Origin of the sequence: Priestia sp. JV24, assembly GCF_025910025.1 — a bacterium.
GTDB lineage: Bacteria > Bacillota > Bacilli > Bacillales > Bacillaceae_H > Priestia > Priestia megaterium.
Map to the genome: position 1 here is coordinate 1 of NZ_JAPCIN010000042.1, position 21,832 is coordinate 21,832.

Consider the following 21,832-nt stretch of genomic DNA (forward strand, 5'->3'; position numbering starts at 1 on the left):
TAACCATAAGTGGATAATAGAACAAACATCTGCGTTTTCAGGAAATAATCTCATTAGAAGATGGCTTGAAATGGGATACATGGAGCAGGATATGCTTCATAAAACAGCAGAGGGAACTCCTCAGGGAAGTATCGTGTCTCCTCTTTTAGCCAACATCGCATTATGTGGAATGGAAGAAGAAATCGGTATTGTTTACAAAAAGACATACAAACCAGGATCAGGATATAAAATCGATCCTAAATGCAAGATAGGACGTGTTCTTTACGCAGATGACTTCGTCATCGTAACGGAAACGAAGGAACAAGCTGAAAGTATGTATCAGGAACTCAATCCTTACTTACAAAAGCGAGGAATTAAATTGAGTGAAGATAAAACCAAAGTCACACATATCGAGAGTGGTTTTGATTTCCTTGGTTTTTCACTCCGACAATACAAAACGGAACAAGGCAATAAGTTATTAATCAAACCCATTAAAGACAGTATCAGAAAAGCAAAAAGCAAGATAAAAGATACGTTCGCAGTGATGCGAGGACGACCAGTAAAAGAAATTATACGTGTCCTAAACCCCATTATTCGAGGTTATGGACAGTATTGGAAACATGTCGTGTCGAAAAAGACGTTTGGTTATATAGACAACTACATTTTCTTGAAAATAATGAAACACCTTAGACAATTGCATCCAAGGAAGTCTTGGAAGTGGATTAATAAGCGCTATTTTAAGAAACCCCACCACGGTGGAAACAATAAATGGATTCTAACATGTCCACTTACTAATATTCAATTGTTGAAGATGTCTTGGATTAAAATAGAACGACATGTCATGGTAGCCTACAAGAACAGCCCAGATGATCCGAATCTAAAAGATTATTGGGAAAAGCGAGACCGTAAGGTCTTTAATACCGAAAATACTTTAGATAGGATGAAACTCGCAAGAAAACAAGGATATCGTTGTGCACTGTGTAAATGCATTCTACAAAATGGAGAAAAAGTTACAGTGCGAAACCTCGAGGTTTCTACAGGTAAATTTGCTAAATTAGTACATGTACCGTGTATTAAATAAAGAAGTTGTTCGGATAAAAAGAAGGCTTGAGCCGTATGACGGGAAATCTGTCACGTACGGTTCTTAGGGGGGCGGGCGCTCGTGAGAGTGCCTGCCTACCCGACTAAATAAAATGCAGATTACAAAAAAAACTCACCTTTTTTAGGTAAGCTTGAAAATGGAAAGGGAAATACCTGTGAAAATATACTTTATAGCATGTTTAACAATTAATTTATCATCTAATAGTGAAAAAAGAATGAAAGGATAACTTACTTCATACAAAGAAGTAAATGTATAAACTAACTTATAAAAATTATAGTTTCACTATTTACTCTAACTGACGACAAATATGGGCTTTTTCTACAAACTATTCAAATATTAAAGTGTTTATAAAGACAATGTTTTATCATTTACTTAAAGGTATGGATATCCCATTGATTTTATTTTTGTGGTTTATATAATTACTCAATCTTTCTCTTTGACGGATATATTCTTCAAGGATAGCATTTTAGACTATAATTTCTATAAGTATAAATCTTAACTGTGATAGAGTAAAAGCATGAAAAAGACCATCTTAATCGATGGCCTCTTTCGTAAATTTATTGGTATACTTTTACGAACTCTAAAGTCGATTCTGTTTCAAAACGTTAAATGAAAAATCCGCAATTTTCAGGAAAAAGAACATCAAATATAAGTATTTAATATGCAGAGAAATGCTCTCTGAGGAAATTAACTTCTTTTTTAAATATGGACCCGATAATTCGATGCAAATTTCAGTGCAACTATAAAATGAGGCAATATTTGTTTTTTAATGCAGAAAAATCTTCTCTAGTGCAATTGTCTTTTAGTTCTCATCTCATTTACATTACTTAGAGCAATATAAAAAAGGGACGCAGAATAATACTACGTCACTTTTAATTGCATCATTTAGGTTTCCATTATAATTGGTAAAATCATTGGTCTACGTCCTGTTTTATCAATTAAAAAGGGTTTTACATCATCTATCATTTTTCTTTTTATATCATTCCATTTAATTGCACCCGTGGATAACTGTGATAAAAGACTATCTTCTATAAGTTGCTCTAACTCCTGAAGAAGGTCCCCTGATTCCCTGATATATATAAATCCTCTTGTGACAATTGCAGGTGGAGAAACTAACTTTTTCTCTTTTCGATTGATGGTCATACTAATAATGACAATACCTTCTTCAGATAACATTCTTCGGTCTCTTAAAACAACTGTTCCAATATCCCCTATTCCACTTCCATCAACGTATACTGGGCTGGCCGGAATGTACCCTGCTTTTTTAGCACCTTGCGAGGATATTTCCAAGATATCTCCATTATCTAAAACAAAACAATCCTTACTATGAACGCCACATTGGATGGCTAGTTTTGAATGTGCTTGAAGCATACGATACTCCCCATGAATGGGGAAAAAATACTTTGGGTTTAATAATCGTATCATTAGTTTTTGTTCTTCCTGCTTCCCATGTCCAGAAGTATGAATATCACTGATTTTATGATGAATAACATCTGCACCGGCACGATGTAACCGATCAATTACACGATTCACACTTATTGTATTGCCTGGAATAGGAGATGAAGAGAATACAATGGTGTCACCTGAAATAATTTGAATTTGACGGTGGCTACGATTAGCAATTCGGGATAAGGCAGCCATTGGTTCTCCTTGGCTTCCTGTACAAATAATTGTAATTTTGCCACCTGGGAACTTATTGATATCATAAACGCTTATGAAAGTATCATCGGGTGCTACTATATATCCAAGCTTTCTTCCAATTTCAATTGTTTTTTCCATACTTCGTCCCACAATAGCCACTTTTCTTTTGTATTTTACAGAAGACTTGATTACTTGTTGAATACGATAAATATTCGAAGCGAATGAAGCAAAAATAATTCGGCCCTGGACAGCGTGGAAAATCTCTTCAATTGATTCTCCTACCTTTCGTTCTGACATAGAAAAGCCCGGAGATTCGCTATTGGTACTATCAGACAATAAGCACAAGACCCCTTCTCTCCCAATTTCAGCAATTTTATGAAGGTCTATTTCACCACCGTTAGGAGTTAAATCGAACTTAAAATCTCCTGTATGAACAATATTCCCTTCTGGCGTTGTGATGACAACGCCAAATGAGTCTGCAATGCTGTGTGTTGTACGGAAGAAACGCACTTTTATTTTTTCGAATTCGACAATAGTATCGCTATCTATAGATGTAAAGGAAATACCACGTATTCTATGCTCTTCTATCTTGCTTTTTATTAATTCTATAGACAAATCCCCTCCAAAAACAGGTGCCTTTACGTCCCGAAATAAGAAAGGAAGCCCTCCTATGTGATCTTCATGCCCATGAGTAATAAAAATCCCCTTTATTTTTTCTTTATTCTGCTTAAGGTACGTGTAATCTGATAACACATAGTCAATGCCGAATAACTCATTGTCAGGAAATTTAATTCCGCAATCAATAAGGACTATTTCATCCTCATATTCCACTACATACGTGTTTTTACCAATTTCGCCGAGTCCCCCTAAAGCGAAAATTCTTACGCTGCTTTGTTTAAATTGACTCATCATTCTCACTCCTCTTCTCTATTTATTAAAAATCAAACTTTTTTATTTAATAAGTACCTATAAATCTTGTACGTTTTATCTATTTTCTATATTAATCTACATTAATGAAATAGCTTCAGGTGCAGCTGCTTCTTAAACCTCATTCATGATGTAGTTTTGTTTTAAAGGTTTTTTGGCAAAAATCGCACAAATTAATCCCATTATAGGAAAGATAGTTAAAAGAAGAAGGATCATTGTATAACTATGGAATAGATCGAACCCTACCCCTAATGGTAATGGACCTAGAGCTGAACCAATTACCATCACGGCCATTGCAATTCCGTTGATGCTTCCTATATAACGACGCCCAAAATAATTGGACCAAACAATATTTAAGGTAATTCGTTCTAAACCATTTGCTATTCCCCAAACAATTCCAAAAACAATTGCTATTGTTATTCCTTTTGTTACTAGCAGAAGAAGTAAAAAAACAATTTCAATGATAAAAACCAAACCTAATAAGAGATTTGTTTTAACCTTTTCTAAAATAAATCCAGATGCAAAAGATACAGGAAATCCAAATACAGCCATTAAACTAAGGACAGTTGCTGCTATATGAGGAGAGAGGTGATTTTGTCCAAATATAGACAGAAGATGAAAGGTAACTCCTGTATTCACCATTGCTGGAATGCCAACACATATAAGCAATAACCAGAACGCCTTCGTTCTCATAGCTTGTTTTAATGTCCAATCCTCTTCTTCAGGAAGCACTGGCAATTTAACAGAGATATCCGTTTGTGTATGTACATCAGATTTCTCAAGACCATCTGGTAACAACCCCATATCTTCTGGGCGATTTCGAACGCCAAAGAAAGCAATAGGAACAAAGAAAAGAAGCAATACTGTTCCCCAGACCTTCCAAGTCACTTGCCAACTCCACATATCAATCATCCATGTATTAATAATAGGAAATAATGCAGCACTTACAAAACTTCCTATAGCCATAAAACTCATGGCCCTTCCTCTTTTTAAAACAAACCACTGCGGCACTAATGTATTAGGAAGAAGTGTCATACTTCCTTGACCGAAGAGACGAATAAGAAAAAAGCCAATTGTAATCATCCAAATATTAGTGACAAAGCTATTAAATAGACAAGCAAGACTAAAAATAATCCCCACAATCACCATCATTTTTCGTTGCCCAAATTTATCAACGATTCTGCCCATAAAAATCATTAAGAGACCTGCACATAGTGTAGCAACAGAATATATACTTGATATTTGAGATCGTGACCACCCGAAATCTTTAATATATTGATCAATAAAAACTGAATTAGAATAGGTTTGGCCGGGTCCTGATAAAAATACCCCTAAAGCTGAAATAAACACAATAACCCATCCATAATAAAATGACGCTTGTTTTTCCTTTATCAATTTCCTCATCCCCATTTATATAGTAAAAAGAAAAGCCGACTTCTCTTATAGTAAGAAAAACCGGCTCTTCTACACACTTATTGTTTATTTAATAATCATGACAGGACAATGTACTCTTTTAGCTACTTTATGGCTGACACTGCCTAATACCATTTCTTGAAGAGAATTTAAGCCACGGCTCCCTATTACAACAAGATCAAATTCGTTCTTATTTGCATACGATACAATGGTTGGACCTGGTTCGCCACGTTCTAGTTTAATCTCATGCGTTACCTGTTCTTTTTCGAAGTAACTCTTTATTTCTTCTAGAGCCTGTTGTCTTTTTTGTTTTAATTCTCCATGTAGAACTTCTGTTTTCACTTTTGATAGGTCAATAACAGAAATGATTTCTACTTTCGCTTGTGGTATTAACGAAGCCAACTTTATAGCATGCTTCGCGGCTCTTTTCGAGTGTTCGGATCCATCTACAGCTAATAAGATTTTTTTATACATACATTGTCCCCCTATCAATGATTTGATGGTTTTGCATTCGGTTTATTATAAGTGGCTAGTTTTTGAACTAGCTCATCACTTACATCATTTAAACCAGTTAACTTTACGTCAGCAGACGTTTGTTCTTTTAACTTCAATACGACTTTATCAATTGCTGCTACAGCTGAATCATCCCAAATATGAGCTTCTGAAAAATCGATTAGAATAAGATCCTGCTTTCCTTTAAATGTAAAAGAATTTACAAAATCTTGTACAGATGCAAAGAATAACTGACCTTTTACATTGTAGACTGTTCGATGTTCTGACTCTTTTGATGAAACTTCTAATTTTGAGATTTTAGCTGCAAAGAAAATGGCACTTAAAATAACACCAGCAATTACCCCTTTTGATAAATCGTGTGTTGCTACAACAGTAATAACTGTAACAAGCATAACCACTGTATCTGTTAAAGGTACCTTTGTTAAGGTACGAAGTGAAGACCAGTCAAATGTACCAATGGATACCATAATCATGACACCTGCTAAAGCTGCCATTGGGATCTTCACAACCCAATCTCCAAGTACCAAGATGAGAAACATTAAGAACACACCAGCTACGAACGTTGATAAACGTCCTCGTCCACCAGATTTTACATTAATAACAGTTTGACCAATCATCGCGCAACCAGCCATTCCACCAAAGAAACCAGCAACAATATTTGCAATCCCTTGTCCTCTGCTTTCTTTGTTCTTATTACTTGGTGTATCTGTCATATCATCGACGATCGTTGCTGTTAACAGAGACTCTGTTAACCCTACGATTGATAAGCCTAATGCTGTAGGAAAGATAATTGATAATGTTTCCATATTTAACGGAACATCAGGAATTGAGAACATTGGTAAAGATTTTGTGATTTCTCCCAAGTCACCAACTGTACGAAGGTCAAATCCTCCAAAGATTGCTGCAACAGTCATGACGATAATTGCAATAAGTGGAGAAGGTACAGCTTTAGTAAGGCGTGGTAAACCATAAATGATAACTAGTGTGATGGCAACAAATAGATATGTCATAGTAGAAATCCCTACAAAGTGGGGAACTTGTGCCATAAAAATCATAATAGCTAATGCATTTACGAATCCTACCATCACGGAGCGTGGAATAAATTTCATAAAACGAGCAATTTTAAATATACCGAAGATTAATTGGATAATACCTGTTAAAATGGTAGTAGCAAATAAATACTGAATTCCATGATCCTTTACTAGAGTGACCATGAGTAATGCCATGGCTCCAGTAGCAGCTGAGATCATTGCTGGTCGGCCTCCTACAAAAGCCATAACAACCGCAATACAAAATGATGCATATAATCCCACCATAGGATCAACACCTGCGATAATGGAAAAGGCAATTGCTTCCGGAATAAGTGCAAGGGCAACGACGATACCAGCAAGAATGTCGCCTTTTACATTCCCGAACCATTCAACCTTTAATTTGTTTAACATAATGACCAAAAACACCTCTCTATTTATATTCATAAACTTCTAATACGTATTGAAGTAAATTCACTGTTAACATATAAAACTTTAGCAGAGGAAATTTGAAAAGTCTACAATTTTTTGTACCGAAAAAGTTCGTTTTTGGTACAAAACTGCTTACAGCTGGGTTTGAGCACGATTTATTTTTTTACAACAGAAGCTTTAGGGCCAAAAGAACGGTATAAAAAAAGTAAACTGTTTGTTATAGACAGCTTACTTTTTATTATTTTCTATATGATTGAACCCATTCAAATATTAATTACATAATTTCTGTAAAGAATTAATTAATCGAAGAAGTAAGGTCTTGGATTTTTTGATCATCTAAATGGAAAGCAGATTTAATTTTATTCTCAAGATTTTCTGTTATCCTTCTTTTTCCAACCTCAACTAATGCGATCAATGAAAAGCTACAATTAACAGCTTCAGCAAAGTTTCTCTGATTCATGTTATAGCTTTTTCTAATTAATTTAATTGTTTCTTTATCCATTTATCAACACTCCAACTATAAAACAATTTCTTATTATTTAATAATTAGTACTGGACATTCTGCTCTTTTAGCAACCTTATGGCTGACACTTCCTAACACCATTTCTTGTAATGGGTTTAAACCTCTACTTCCAATAACGAGAAGGTCAAATACTTCCTTATTCGCGTATTCAACGATTGTAGGCCCTGTTTCACCACGTTCAATTTTCATTTCATAAGAAATGTTCCCTTTTTGAAAAAGCTCTTCTACCTCAGATAATATTTTTTGTCTTTCTTCTTTTAGCTCTTCATGTAAAACTTCTGTCTTGGCTTGCGAGTAACCAATGACATTAATTATTTGGATTGTGGAATCTTTCACAAGCAAAGCCAATTCGATTGCGTGCTTTGCTGCTCTTTTCGAGTGTTCCGACCCATCTACAGCTAATAATATTTTTCGATACATCGATTATTCCCCCTATTAATGAGCAGATGATTTGGCATTTGGCTTATCGTATGTCGCCAATTTTTGAACTAATTGATCACTTACTTCATTCAAGCCAGTTAATTTCACATCAGCAGATGTCTGTTCTTTTAGTTTTAAGACAACCTTATCAATCGCTGCTACGGCTGAATCATCCCAAATGTGGGCTTCTGAAAAATCAATGAGAACGAGCTCTCTTTTTCCGTTTAGTGAGAAGGAACTTACAAAGTCCTGTACAGATGCAAAGAACAACTGTCCTTTTACTACATAAACTGTTCGATGCTCTGTTTCATTGGTAGAAACCTCAACATCTACTTTTGAAATTTTAGATGCGAAGAAAATTGCGCTTAGTATAACACCAGCAATTACTCCTTTTGATAAATCATGAGTTGCTACAACCGTAATAACTGTTACTAACATAACTACCGTGTCTGATAGTGGAACTTTTCTTAATGTACGAAGTGAAGACCAATCAAATGTGCCAATAGATACCATAATCATGATACCCACTAACGCAGCCATTGGAATTTTTATCACCCAATCACCCAATACTAAGATGAGAAACATTAGAAATACACCAGCTACTAAAGTTGACAAGCGACCTCGTCCACCAGATTTTACATTGATAACCGATTGACCAATCATGGCACATCCAGCCATTCCGCCAAAGAAACCAGTTACAATGTTTGCAATCCCTTGCCCTCTACTTTCTTTGTTCTTATCACTTTCTGTGCTCGTCATATCATCTACAATAGAAGCTGTTAATAACGATTCTAGTAAGCCGACGATAGATAAAGCTAAGGCTGTAGGAAAAATGATTGTTAAGGTCTCCATGTTTAAAGGAATATTAGGGATTGAAAAGATTGGTAAGGCCCTTGTAATTTCTCCTAGATCACCTACTGTACGAAGATCAAACCCACCCCAAATTGCTGCAGCAGTCATCACTACAATTGCTACTAATGGAGCTGGCACAGCTTTTGTAAAACGTGGTAAGAGATAAACAATAACTAAAGTGATACCTACAAACACATAGGTCATGTTAGAAATACCAATAAAGTAAGGAACCTGAGCCATAAAGATTAAAATGGCCAGCGCATTCACGAAACCTACCATGACCGATCGTGGAATAAATTTCATAAAGCGCGCAATCTTGAAGATTCCAAACAGTAATTGAATAATTCCTGTTAAAATGGTGGTAGCTAATAAATAATCTACTCCATGATCTTTCACTAAAGTCACCATAAGCAACGCCATGGCGCCAGTGGCACCAGAGATCATCGCTGGTCTCCCTCCTACAAACGATATGACAACCGCGATACAGAAGGATGCATAAAGTCCTACCATAGGATCAACACCTGCGATAATAGAAAAGGCAATTGCTTCTGGAATAAGTGCAAGAGCCACCACAATACCTGCCAGTACATCTCCTTTTACATTTCCAAACCATGCGCTATTTAATTTTTTTAACATACTAACAAAAACACCTCTCTAATTTTAGTAATGACTTCTAACTCTCATAGAAGTCGGGACGTTGTTAACAATTAAAACTCTAGCAGACATAAAATCAAAAGTCTACAATTTTTTGTACCAAAAACGAACTTTTTTGGAACTTTAGTAAATCATATGTTTTTTGAAAAAGAAAATGTTAACTTCTACAGGAATTTGTTACAATAAGAAAATGTAAATAAAATTTCCTTACAGGAGATGGTTTGGTGATTATTGGTTATACCCGTCCTTATAGTGAAGATGGAGATTTGGACACACAATTAAAAGCTTTACAAAAGTACAATTGTGACAAGATTTATGAAGAGAAAACGAATTCCGTAAAAAAACGAGTAGAATTTGATCATATGTTAGCGTCCCTCAATGAAGGCGACACAGTGGTTGTTTATAAATTTTATTGCATTGCAGACTCTACTAGACACCTCATCGAATTAAGTGAATATTTTTCTGAGCATCATATTCATTTTATATCTATCCTTGATGAAGTTGATACTTCTACTGTAGAGGGCACAATCTTTTTTAACATGATGAAACGGGTTGGTGAATTTCAGCATGATGTAATTAGTGAACGTACGAAGGCCGGACTTCAAGAAGCAAAATTAAAAGGAAAAAGTGGCGGGCGCCCGAAAAAGCCTGATTATAATGTTCACCGCGCTCTTGATATGTATTGGAGTAAAAAATATACGATTGCTCAAATTACAGAGGCAACAGGAATAAGTAAAACTACTCTGTATCGTTACTTAGATAATTAACTTTTTATTCCTTAAAACCTAACGCTAGCTTCTAACAGGATATTTAGCATTCATAGTTAAGAGCCCATGAAAATTCATGGGCTCGTATGATTAATGTTATTAATTTTGATAGGAATCGTAAATTATTTAAACGTTATTTCTTGTTTTGGGGAACTTTTATTTGTTTAATATCACCTAAGACATAGATATAGAAAATTAACCCTAATAATAAAACAAATCCTGCTACAATAAAGCTAAGATCAAATGAACCGGTTTTATCTACAAGATAACCAGTTAAAGCAGTTGCTATGATACCACCAAATAAGTTATTCGCTAAATTTACTATAGAACTAAGAAGAGAAATAGATCCTGTAGGCGCAATCTCTGAAGAGATAGACCATCCAATAGGAGCAGTGGCAGATATACCTGCTAGTCCTACCGATATACATACCATCGCGATGACCACATTATCAGTGAAAATAGAGCCTAAGAAAACAAACCCCAAACATAATCCAATGACAATGATAATCCGATATACTTTTTGATTTTTATAGCCTCTTTTAATTAAATAATCAACCAACCAACCACCGACTAAAATTCCCGAGATTGATGCAATCAACCAAGGAACAGCTGTCAGTAGACCAGATGACATAATATCCATCCCATACTTTTCTTTGAAGAAAGTTGGTAACCACGTTAATAATAAGTTAAAGGTGTATCCATAACCTGTAAATCCTATCATCAATCCCCAAACTTTTCGATTCGTAAATAAAACCTTAAGCGTATATAACAGTTTATTTTCCTGTTCGTCATTAGCACCCACATTATTTTCTTGGATATAATTCAATTCATCATCAGAGACACGCTTATGTTTTTCTGGCTTTTCATAATACCACCAGAATAGTAATGTAAATAAAACATTTATTATTCCGATTGATAAAAATGCTGTGCGCCAATCGAACTTGGTAATTAGAAATGCTACTAACGGTGCCCCAATCACATTTGAAAATTTTGCTGCTGAATCAAATAAAGAGTTAGGTAACCCACGTTCTTTTGGGGGAAACCATAAAGAAGTAGCTTTCGAGGCTGCTGGAAATGCTGAGGCACTCATAATACCTATTAAGAATCGAACAATATACAAAAGAAGTTTTCCTTGTAGAAATGCCATCGAAATCGTTAATAGGCTCCAAATAAACATTCCGACTCTTGTAACCCAAGCTACGCCAAACTTATCCAATAAACTGCCAACAGGAATTTGCATAATGGTATAGGAATAAGTGTAAATAGAGAAAACAATTCCTAATTCTGTGGCAGTTAAGTGAAATGAATCCTGTATAGCAGGTGCTGCAACTGAAATAGCTACACGATCAAAGTAATTTAGAATAATCATGCTGCTTAATAGTGATGAAATAAACCACCTTGTATGTCCTGTTTTCTTTACTGTATCTTCACTCATGAATGAACTCCTTTCTTTGTTAGTTTGTTCCTCTTAGCTGAATGGCATTCTACTTAATACCACAATTTTTGTAAGCATAAACAAGACAATTCTTTGCTTTTTCTTTAAAATTCATTTTTCGAACATAATAATAAAATTTTAGATAAAGGGATGAAAAAATCGATAACAGAAGCATTTCGGAGAACAACAATCTATTTAGTTACGTTGAAAACGTTGTACAAATAAGAATAAACAATATATAATTCGTCTTGTTAATTGCGGATCTGGCTTTTATGAGAGTTGAAAGCCCAGAAAAACTAAATTGAAAGAGGTGCTTCGAAGTCGTTACATTTTATTAAGTAAGATTTCTAAACGAAAATTAGCTGAGAAATTGGATCCTATATTGTAGTGCCCAATATAATAATTTACGAGATTATTATTTCTCTTATCTAAATCTGATGTTGTAGTTATTCTATCAATATGCGTATATAAATTTACTAATATCTGAATACCTAACACAACAAAATAGAAATCTGCCTGCAGTAAACCCAAAATTTAATAACACTAGTAAGGAGTGAATAATTTGAAGTCGTTTTTATTTAATCGAGTAAGCTTACTAAACAAAACGTTTGGCTTATTTTTCTTGATAACACTCATTTTTTGGTTAAAAACATATACAATCTATCAAGTCGAATTTTCATTAGGTATTGAAAATAGTATTCAAAAATTTTTGTTGTTCATTAACCCAATTAGTTCTACTCTCTTTTTCCTTTCTTTTGCTTTATTATTTAAAGGAAAAGCGAGGAACAGAGCGTATCTAATCATCCATTTTATACTGTCTTTTGTACTGTATGGAAATGTTGTATATTATCGATTTTTCAATGATTTTGTTACTGTACCAGTATTGATGCAAACACAAAACTTTGGTCAACTAGGTGGAAGTGCTTTAGCACTTATACACCCTACTGATGTACTTTATTTCTTGGATTTTATTGTTTTAGCTCTATTAGTGCTAACAAAAAAAATAAAACCTCAAGAGAAATTATCTAGAAAAGCGATAGCAACAGCTTTTATATCAGCTATCTTAATTTTCACAACCAATTTAGCAATTGCAGAATCTGATCGTCCACAGTTATTAACACGTACTTTCGATCGTAATTATCTTGTGAAATATTTAGGTGTTCACAATTTTACCATTTATGATATTATTCAAAGCTCAAAATCTGCTTCTCAACGTGCATTTGCTGATAGTAATGACATTACAGAAGTAAAAAACTACACAAATTCAACTTATGTAAAGCCAAATGAAAAATATTTTGGTGCTGCAAAAGATATGAATGTAATTTATATTTCAATGGAGTCTGTTCAAGGTTTCCTCATCGATTATAAATTACGAGGAGAAGAGGTAATGCCTTTTCTAAATTCATTGACCAAAGATTCTAATACACTTTACTTTGATAATTTTTTTCATCAAACAGCACAAGGAAAGACATCTGATGCAGAGTTCTTGATGGAAAATTCTATGTATCCGTTACCACAAGGATCAGTCTTTACAACAAAAGCAATGAACACCTATCAAGGTTTGCCTAGTATTCTAAAAAGCAATGGTTTTAACTATACAGCTGCTCTTCACGGTAACTCTAAAACGTTCTGGAACCGTGAAGAAATGTATAAATCACAGGGCTATGATATGTTTTACGATTCTAGCTATTACAATATGTTAAGTGAAAATATCATAGGCTATGGATTAAAAGACAAACCATTTTTAAAAGAATCTATACCCTATTTGAAAGAGATGCCGCAACCTTTTTATACAAAATTCATTACGGTTACGCACCACTTTCCTTATCCATTAGAGGAAAAAGATCGGACTCTTGAACCTGCCACAACAGGGGATAAATCAGTAGATCAATATTTCCAAACAGCCCGTTATTTTGATGAATCATTAAAGCAATTCTTTGATGATCTAAAATCTTCTGGCTTATATGATAATACAATGGTTGTTATGTACGGTGATCACTATGGGATCTCCGAGAACCATAAACGTGCGATGGGTGAATTGTTAGGGAAAGAAATTACACCTTTTGAACAAGCTCAATTGCAACGGGTTCCATTATTAATTCATATTCCTGGGGAGAAAATTGAAGGTGGAGTAAACCATACGTATGGTGGTCAAGTAGATGTTCGTCCAACTATTCTACACTTACTGGGAATTGACACGAAAAATTATATTGAGTTTGGTTCTGATTTACTCTCAACGGAGGACCATCAAATTGTTCCTTTCCGGAATGGAGACTTTGTAACTCCTGAGTTCACAGAAGTTAGTGGTAAATGTTACAGTAATGAAACTGGTGAATTAACTCAGGATTCTAAAACCTGTGCCCAATATAGTGAGGCTGTAAAAAAAGAACTAGAACTTTCAGACAAAACTGTGTATGGTGATTTATTACGTTTTCATGAGGTGAAAGGGTTTAAGCCAGTAAAACGTTCGACGCTAGATTATTCCAAGGCAGAACATTTGAATCAACAATAAAAGCATGCACCTTTAATGGTGCATGCTTTTACCGTTATCCCTCTCTATTTATTTGTTCTTTTTTACATGTAATAAGAAAATATGAAGGATACACCTTTTATATATAAGTATTGTTAACGCTCTTACACAGAAAGTTGATAAATCAAGGATGTATAAAAAGCTGCATACTCTATAAAAATCACCCACTTGGACCCTTCATCCCATGAGGATTCTTTTACCTTCTTGCTTCCTTGAAAATCTACTATGTTAACTAAAATTGAAAATAACATATTGTCTATAAAGATAAATTACTTTTTGTACGTCCATAAAGGTTAATTCTATTGACTAAATAGACATTTTGTTATTTGATTCTACATAGTCCAAAAAGGTGTACCTTTTGGGACTAGCTATACAAAAAAAGATCGTTGCTACATAGCAACGATCTTTTTCGAACTCGATTAGATGATTAGGTTGATGCATAGCATAACATGCCATCTAAGCATTTAACAACCTTAAATATTTGTATAAGCAATATAAATATTTAATAAGTTGATGATATAATAATTTCAAACTAGGAATTACATGTAGGTGCTTCTGTGGAAAGGGACCACCTTTTTTAATCAAAGTATCAAATCATTTAATCTTCAATTCAAAAAGGCATTTGCGCTATTTTGAATTTGTATAAGCATGATAAAGAAAGTTAGGATGATTAATTGTGTTTAAGTCCATATGGTGTACTTTAGAAAATGAAACGCAGGAAATGATTCTTATTATCTCTCCGGTAGTGATTTTGGGAATTATCGCCCTTCTAAATATACATCCTTTAGTAACAATAGCATGCACCTTATTAGCAGGCTTATATGGTGGTATATTCTTTGCAGTAAATCTGATTAGAGAGTTTATAAATAAACTGAAGGGCAATTTTAAATAAAATAAGAAAAAAGGCATAAGAAAGGAAACCATTAATGATACCCATTTCAATGGAAGCATATGTGAATAAGCATTGCAAGAATAATCCTGGAGAAGAACCAAACCAGTTAAGGGAAAGTTTAAAACAGGCAGTTAAAGATAAGAAAAATGGAGCGATCTGCATCAACTGCGGTCAGGAAATTTGGGCGATTGGCAGTGCTATCGCTTATCAAGGATGTTTTTCGTGTTTAACTGGGGAGGTGGATTCCTCGGAAGACTATGAGATCGATGAGGTGTGTTGGTCATAGATTTAAAAATACCTATTTGGGCCCCAAATAATAATAAAAAAAATACCCTGAAGGAGTTAATTGAAGAAATTTCTATGCTTAGGCAAGAGGTATAAATATATCCTACTTGTCGTCAGGTAGAGTAAATAATGAAACTAATTATTTTTATGGAATACTTCACGATTTACTTAATATAAAATACGTTATCGGCACAAAAAAGCCTTTAAGAGCATATTATCTTAAAGGCTTTTTTGCCATTACAAAAGATATGATAGCAAAGAGTATTAGAAATACTGCTAAGAACAAATAAGCAGCACCTTCAAAACCTCGTACTTCTATATAACCAATATAAAAAAGAACGATTGCAGCTATAACTGTTAAAATTGCAGGAATCATTCGAACAGCTATACCCCACCTCATACGTCTAAATAGCCAAGTTAAAAATAATACAATTACACCTGGTATTAATGCAATAAGTAAAGGAACACCGATCATCATTAGCTATCAGCCTTTCAGAATACCTTTTTGTACCATATTAACATAAATATTCTTTAAAAGATTCTGTATACCATATACAAATTAAGACTACATAATAATGATTACAAGAACCAATAAAAGTTCGTAAAAGTATACTTTTACGGACTTTTATTTTTAATACGTAATCCATCATTTTATCGTTCATATAAGTTTAAAGTAACTTTACGAACGTTCTCTAAAAAGCAACCACTTTTACATACTGTTTTCATATACTGAGTTATGATAATAAATAATTTACAGCATTATTTTAAATTAAAAAGAGGGAAAATTTGCATGTTTATGGAAAATATTATAATTGTTAGGATATTTTTATTTAAAAGGGGATGAATGTAAAATGAATAAAAAGCTAAAGCTATTTTTAGGTGGCATGATTTTAGCCACTGGTCTGAGCGCTTACAGTGCTTCTCCTGCATCTGCTGAGTACTTTCCTGGTATATCAAGTACTTCAAGTCAAGGAACCAATTCATTTATAAAATCAGGAAGTTATATACAATCTAAAGGGACATCAAGTGCTAATCGAATAATGGATCATATTTCAGTTCGTAACTATATTTATATACAAGGCAAGCTAGATGATGAAAATGTCGCTCAAAAATCCAAGGCATCTTCCGTAAGTGTTCTTTCTGGTAAGTATAAGTTTGCTACAAAAACAGTATATAGAACATATTCTTACCATCACTTTGAAAAAGGCACACAAGCTGCTGGTGGATATTCTAGTTCTGTTTACTATCCAAAATAATTGAAAGGGGAGTCCACTTTGTGGACTCCTTACATTTAAGGAGGCTCTATGAAAAAGTTACTTTTGTTTCTATTTTTTGCCATACTAACTATAGGATGTTCAATGATACCAAAAGATGAGGTAAGTAAAGATACAAATGATAAAAAAGCTATAGAGGTAAGTAGCAAGCCAGAAGTCCGACAAATGATTCTTATATCAAGTGATGAGACAGCTAAGAGCGATCAACACCGTTTATATATGTTAAATAAAACTTCTTTTACTCCTCATATTGAAGTTGATAACGATTTCCCTTGGCAGAATACATATCGTTTATTCTTTTTTGTCGATTATAAACAAGTTAATGTGACTAAATCAGGAAAAGTTCAACCATATGTTGAGGTAGATTTAGAAGCTCGAAAAAGAATTAAATTTGATGATATAAGTATTAATAATCTTAAAGAAGGTAGACATGATTTTTTATTATTTTTAGTAAGAAACCCAGATAAACCTCTAAAAAAGGATGAATTTATTCCTACTGAGGCTTTGCATCTTTCAAGAAGAAGCACCTTAATTGTCAAAAAAGATATACCTCCGCGTCCTAACTTTTCAAAACTTGAAAATAAAATTCCAAATAGTAATGACTCAAAATCAATTCCTTTTATTTCATATAAGCCTACAGAATCATTAAGAGAGGCGCTTGGTGTAATTGATAAAAATAAGTCAGATAAAGTATGGATTAATTTCCCTACACCAGTAGTAAATAAAAACTATGCACTTATCGCGTTATTAAACAATAAGCAACTCAAATTAGAAACGCCTTTCATTACGTCAAATACAAATGGCACTACAAGCTTACCTCTAACTGTCAAAGAATGGAATCACAACGACAATCTAATTATAGGAGTAATTGAAAGGCCATTTGAAAAGGGAGAAGACAGTAAAGGGTCCCTCTTAGATCCTTGGACACCTACTTATACCAATAAAATTACGATAAAATAAAAATAGCCTTGCCTCGATTAAGAAAAAGCAGCCTAAAATAATATTAGGCTGCTTTTTTTATTTGTATATCATATACAACCCTAGTTTACATAAGCTCGATTCGCGGAACCAAACAAAAATGCTATCCCTTGGGCGGCAAGGGATAGCGCTACACTAAAATTTATCGTTTATGCAGTATTTTATACATCGTTGATTTATCGAGGTTTCAAGCCTTTGACAAATTACTCGTACTGAATAAAATCATGCATAAATTAAGCTTTTATATTGAACTTAAACTCTATTTCATTCTTTAAAATTTCTGCCCCTCTTGGACTTAACACTAAACCTTTTGCATACTCCTTATTTTGAGGAGTGATTTCACCTGTAATGACACATTCATTGTAATGCGTATATTTCTTTAGAATGATTTGATTTCCGTCAACAAAGATTTCTACAGGATCTTTTTCTCGAATAGCAAGAACCTTTCTTAGCTCAACTGGAATAACAACTCTTCCTAATTCATCTACTTTTCGTACAATACCTGTTGATTTCATTTCATATTCTCCTCTTCTTGCTGCAATATTCTACTTCATTTTATTTTCTATGAATTGGATTTATCAATCCAACAAAGGAATCTTAAGTGCTCCTTCCTACATTATATAAACGGTACTAAAACAGTCTTCATCCTGTTTATGTAGCCTCAAGACTGTCGGATGTTTAAAATAGTACCCTTCTATAACTACTCTAGACATTTTATGATTCATCTTTTGTTTCTCCTTGCACCATTTACTTATTCTTATGAATAAACGAAGGGATTTTGTTAAAATAATGTCTCTTCCCTTTCCCTTTTAGGCTTTTTTCTTAAATTGTTCTATTACATAGGTGCAATTTCGTTTATGTTCACGGGAAAAAAAATGATCTTGCTTATAATACACTCTTACTTCACAAGAAGGACATAGAAAGAAACCTCTTTTTATTTTCTCATTACTCACCTCATGAGCATAAAACTCTCCTGTTGCTTCAAACATCCATACATGTTTAGCCTTTTCAATTTTCGCTCGCATAATGATATCCTCCTTATCCATATTTTTCATATATCTCTATGATAAGGGCTTTATGGTAAGAAGACAAAGAAAAAACAGCATTCCGTGATAAACACGAAATGCTGCTTCGTTATTAAGTGTTTTTTAACTTGTAGCCTTTGAACTTGTAACCATATACTTTCGTAAGATCAACAAAGCTCTTATAGGAATAAGTGATAGCAACCGGAGTACCTACTTGAACTTTGTCATATAACTTTTCAACAGAAGTGTTATGCATCCTCACGCAACCTTGACTCACGTATTTTCCAATGCTGCTTTCATTGTTGTTGCCATGAATGCCGTATGTATCGCCATACGTACCGTTTGCATTTAATCCTAACCAACGTTTTCCTAATGGATTGCGAGGCTCTCCTCCAGGAATCTTTCCTTTATAATAAGGGCGATTTTTAATTTTGTTTACGACTTTAAAAAATCCAACCGGTGTTTTGTCCCACGATTTCCCCGTCGCAACCGGCTCCACCATTTCTAGTTTTCCATTATGAAAATAAGCAAGCTTGTTATATTATATTTAGGTTAGACAAGTAAAACTGTTGAGAATAAAAAACCCTCACATTTTAGATATGTCTAATATGTGAGGGCTTAACTTTATAACTTTGTAAAGTAATCGGTGAGCTTTTCATTTTCTTTTTGGCGCAACTCTCTATTTTCTTTTTCTAATTGTTGATTTTTTTTCTCTAACTTTTCAATTCTTCTTTTGAGGGAAGAGATGACCGCGTTCTGATTATTTTCATCCCGTTTAATTCTATCATCCACAAATGCTTTTTCTTGTTGATTTCGCAAGAAATCAATGCGCTCTTTGAGTTCTATATGATTGTATAGGGTAGCTTTCGCTACACCTGCTTCTTTCGCCACACTATTAAAGTTTATTGCCTTAGAACTCTTTATAAGACGTTTAATAGCCTCCTCAACTTTATCTTTAGTTGCTTGTTTTCGCTGTTTATGTAGTTGCCTTAGTTGCTCCTCACGTTCAAAATTAGCCATGTTTAACACCTTTCTTCTGTTTTCTTTCTAACTGTTTCTTCACACGTTCAAATTTTCCAAAAATTACATTCCCACCCTTAATTGTTTTATAAATGCTCTGGTATCTCTCCAAGTTTTTTTCATTAGCTTTGACCATATCTTCGCGACCATATTTTTTGGAGGCTTCAATCCACTTTGTAGTGGTTTCTATTAGAAGTTCATACTTTTTAACGTCAAAACTCGTCATACCTACAGCTAAATCAAAACAAGGCTTTCCATCGTTGGCTGTGAGACAAGGAGGTTCTGCTGCTAATGGGCAGTTTCCTTTCACTCTAGCACGACAAGTTCCGTAGGGGTTGTCCAAAGCGTTTAGCTTTTCATCTTTCCACATCATATCTAGAATGTCTTCAGGGATATCTTCTGTTTCAGATACTTGATGAATTTCCCCATTTAGGTTAAAGGAAAATACACCTTGCTTAACCACCTTTTCAAACGCTTTCCGTTTTGTATCGTCCAATAAACGGGCGTATCGCAGGGTCATTTCAGGCGAGGCATGAGCTAGTAATTCCTGGACGGTTAAAATGTCAGCGCCACCATTCAACATCTTGACCGCATATGTATGTCGAAATTGGTGTGATTTGAAATGGAATACATTGCCCACTTCGTCAGTAATGTTCTTTTCGAAAGCTAGTTTTCCAAGTTGATCTCGTACCCAAAACTGGGAAAATGGTTTTCCCTTACGGGAACCTTTGTACCGAACGAAGATGTATTTATTAGGGTTGTTATCATCGTTACTGAGTTCCTTGGATTTATGGATTAAAACGGCAATCATATTTGCTAATTGGTCGTCAATCGGGATTTTATGACCATTCACATATATTTTTTCAATATCGGTTTGAATAGAATATTTGCCATTTAACCGAACCAAACACTCCTGTGTTAATCCTAATGTATCGCTGATACGCAATCCAGTTTTAAAAGCAATCCACACGACAGGTTGTACATCTGAATGAAGGTCGTTTATATTGTCAAATAATTGCTCTAATACATAGTCAGGAATGTAATCAATAGTATCATCTGATTTCTTATCAAGAGAAGGATAATCCTCAGAGTAAAGTAACTTTGTAGTTGATTTCTTAGGTGCAATACTGTAATCGTAACGCTGGGTATCTCTTAAAAATGAATAAGTGCACTCCACGTTTATATATATAAATTTCTCCGGGTTGGCATTTCTATTCTTTAAGTTATTTTGGGCATAATGATGAAGAAACTCTACATACTTTTCTATATGCTGTCTTGTAAGATCTTTTAAATCATCCCATTCAGGTTCTAATTCATTAATAAAATTAAAGAACTTTGGAACCCATCTCACATAATTTTGAGCAGTTGACCAAGAAAATTTCCTGCCACCTAGTAATCTAGTTTTAATATATTTTTTTAAATATTGTCTAAAAGTAACATTTTCAATTTTTGTGAAATCAATATAATAAAGTGGTAGTGAGGCGTTGTAATCTACTCCATAATTGGCATTTAACACCCTAACATCCCATCTATCTTTTCTCCATTCCTCACGGGTATCGGTTAGATTAAATAATTTCTCATATATGGAACGGAAGAAAGTTGCTATTGGTGTTTTAGTCTCAAATTCACCATACTGCATACTTTTTCTTGTTAGGGTTGTTTTTACACCTTTGGTGTTCAACCACCAAATCCACTCTTTCTCAGTTTTCTCAACGTCCAAATCAAGGAGAGAATAGAGGTGAGAATGTTTTTCGTTAAGAAATAAAACTAATTTGTTTAGAAATGTTTTGTAAGTATGAAAAAAGCTGTTTAAACTCCATTCATCGTTAAACAACTTACAATAATAAACAAATTTAAGTTCTAAGCCAATAGTTTTGTTTTCGGTTGGAAACTTTTGATTCCTGCTAGGAACTTTGTATCTGTTGAAGCTTTCCTCAAAGTTAGGGATGTTACCAATATCATTTACATTCCAAATATCATTGACTAAAAAGTAATCATTATTCACGACTCTCCTTGTTACTTTTCCATCAGGAGATATATCCTTAACCTCGTAAGAGGAGAGAGTAGATGTGATTAAGTTCCAATATTCATTTTTTGTAATTGCATTGTTTGCTATGATTTTATCCAATAAATTGCCTCCTA

Annotated in this window: 19 protein-coding genes and 1 pseudogene; 6 read left to right on the forward strand and 14 right to left on the reverse strand. The window is 34.1% G+C overall.

All coding sequences use genetic code 11. The features are described 5' to 3' along the window. On the forward strand, positions 1-1,060 hold a 1,060-nt coding region (locus OK414_RS27905), incomplete at its 5' end, for a reverse transcriptase domain-containing protein (protein WP_264363553.1). A gap of 906 nt (positions 1,061-1,966) precedes the next feature. Here the strand turns inward: OK414_RS27905 and rnjA are convergent. The 7 genes from rnjA to OK414_RS27940 form a co-directional block, all read right to left on the reverse strand. Beyond that, a complete protein-coding gene (gene rnjA / locus OK414_RS27910) occupies positions 1,967-3,631 on the reverse strand; it encodes a ribonuclease J1 (protein ID WP_205663317.1) in 1,665 nt (554 codons plus the stop codon). Between the two features lie 132 nt (positions 3,632-3,763). Continuing rightward, positions 3,764-5,044, reverse strand: a complete 1,281-nt coding sequence (locus OK414_RS27915; protein WP_404826836.1) for an MFS transporter — start codon at positions 5,042-5,044, stop codon at positions 3,764-3,766. 84 nt (positions 5,045-5,128) lie between these two features. Continuing rightward, positions 5,129-5,536: a universal stress protein gene (locus tag OK414_RS27920; RefSeq protein WP_205663207.1), complete on the reverse strand. Its 408-nt coding sequence runs from the start codon at positions 5,534-5,536 to the stop codon at positions 5,129-5,131. A 14-nt stretch (positions 5,537-5,550) separates the two neighbouring features. Next, on the reverse strand, positions 5,551-7,017 hold the full coding sequence (locus tag OK414_RS27925; protein WP_205663209.1) for a SulP family inorganic anion transporter: 1,467 nt from the start codon (positions 7,015-7,017) through the stop codon (positions 5,551-5,553). A gap of 313 nt (positions 7,018-7,330) precedes the next feature. After that, positions 7,331-7,537, reverse strand: a complete 207-nt coding sequence (locus OK414_RS27930; RefSeq protein WP_205663211.1) for a helix-turn-helix domain-containing protein — start codon at positions 7,535-7,537, stop codon at positions 7,331-7,333. Between the two features lie 33 nt (positions 7,538-7,570). Further along, positions 7,571-7,978, reverse strand: a complete 408-nt coding sequence (locus OK414_RS27935; protein WP_205663213.1) for a universal stress protein — start codon at positions 7,976-7,978, stop codon at positions 7,571-7,573. Positions 7,979-7,993: 15 nt separating this feature from the next. Continuing rightward, positions 7,994-9,466, reverse strand: coding sequence for a SulP family inorganic anion transporter (locus OK414_RS27940; protein WP_205663215.1), 1,473 nt, complete (start codon positions 9,464-9,466; stop codon positions 7,994-7,996). 242 nt (positions 9,467-9,708) lie between these two features. Here OK414_RS27940 and OK414_RS27945 point away from each other — a divergent pair, with 242 nt between their 5' ends. Continuing rightward, entirely contained in the window at positions 9,709-10,251 is a 543-nt protein-coding gene (locus OK414_RS27945; RefSeq protein WP_205663217.1) for a recombinase family protein, read from the forward strand. Positions 10,252-10,384: 133 nt separating this feature from the next. Here OK414_RS27945 and OK414_RS27950 read toward each other — a convergent pair whose 3' ends face one another. Next, on the reverse strand, positions 10,385-11,686 hold the full coding sequence (locus tag OK414_RS27950; protein WP_205663219.1) for an MFS transporter: 1,302 nt from the start codon (positions 11,684-11,686) through the stop codon (positions 10,385-10,387). A gap of 562 nt (positions 11,687-12,248) precedes the next feature. Here OK414_RS27950 and OK414_RS27955 point away from each other — a divergent pair. Continuing rightward, a complete protein-coding gene (locus OK414_RS27955; RefSeq protein ID WP_404826837.1) occupies positions 12,249-14,198 on the forward strand; it encodes an LTA synthase family protein in 1,950 nt (649 codons plus the stop codon). 944 nt (positions 14,199-15,142) lie between these two features. Beyond that, the gene (locus OK414_RS27960) at positions 15,143-15,394 is read left to right on the forward strand and encodes a hypothetical protein (protein ID WP_050691136.1); all 252 of its coding nucleotides are present in this window, start codon (positions 15,143-15,145) and stop codon (positions 15,392-15,394) included. A gap of 213 nt (positions 15,395-15,607) precedes the next feature. Here the strand turns inward: OK414_RS27960 and OK414_RS27965 are convergent, their stop codons facing one another. Next, positions 15,608-15,871: a hypothetical protein gene (locus OK414_RS27965; protein WP_050691137.1), complete on the reverse strand. Its 264-nt coding sequence runs from the start codon at positions 15,869-15,871 to the stop codon at positions 15,608-15,610. A 373-nt stretch (positions 15,872-16,244) separates the two neighbouring features. On the opposite strand from OK414_RS27965, the gene OK414_RS27970 reads away from it, so the two are divergent. Both OK414_RS27970 and OK414_RS27975 read left to right on the forward strand, forming a co-directional pair. Further along, on the forward strand, positions 16,245-16,649 hold the full coding sequence (locus OK414_RS27970) for a hypothetical protein (RefSeq protein WP_050691138.1): 405 nt from the start codon (positions 16,245-16,247) through the stop codon (positions 16,647-16,649). 48 nt (positions 16,650-16,697) lie between these two features. Next, the gene (locus OK414_RS27975) at positions 16,698-17,627 is read left to right on the forward strand and encodes a hypothetical protein (RefSeq protein ID WP_050691139.1); all 930 of its coding nucleotides are present in this window, start codon (positions 16,698-16,700) and stop codon (positions 17,625-17,627) included. 251 nt (positions 17,628-17,878) lie between these two features. Here OK414_RS27975 and OK414_RS27980 read toward each other — a convergent pair whose 3' ends face one another. From OK414_RS27980 to OK414_RS28000, 5 genes and pseudogenes are all read right to left on the reverse strand, one after another. Next, entirely contained in the window at positions 17,879-18,160 is a 282-nt protein-coding gene (locus OK414_RS27980) for an AbrB/MazE/SpoVT family DNA-binding domain-containing protein (protein ID WP_050691616.1), read from the reverse strand. A 294-nt stretch (positions 18,161-18,454) separates the two neighbouring features. Then, positions 18,455-18,670, reverse strand: a complete 216-nt coding sequence (locus OK414_RS27985) for a hypothetical protein (protein WP_050691806.1) — start codon at positions 18,668-18,670, stop codon at positions 18,455-18,457. Between the two features lie 112 nt (positions 18,671-18,782). Further along, positions 18,783-19,190, reverse strand: a pseudogene (locus OK414_RS27990) (L,D-transpeptidase); the annotation flags it as partial. Positions 19,191-19,294: 104 nt separating this feature from the next. Next, the gene (locus OK414_RS27995) at positions 19,295-19,690 is read right to left on the reverse strand and encodes a DUF6262 family protein (RefSeq protein ID WP_034652919.1); all 396 of its coding nucleotides are present in this window, start codon (positions 19,688-19,690) and stop codon (positions 19,295-19,297) included. Next, positions 19,683-21,818, reverse strand: coding sequence for a tyrosine-type recombinase/integrase (locus OK414_RS28000; RefSeq protein ID WP_205663223.1), 2,136 nt, complete (start codon positions 21,816-21,818; stop codon positions 19,683-19,685). The genes OK414_RS27995 and OK414_RS28000 overlap by 8 nt, the downstream gene beginning before the upstream one ends. Positions 21,819-21,832 lie beyond the last annotated feature (14 nt).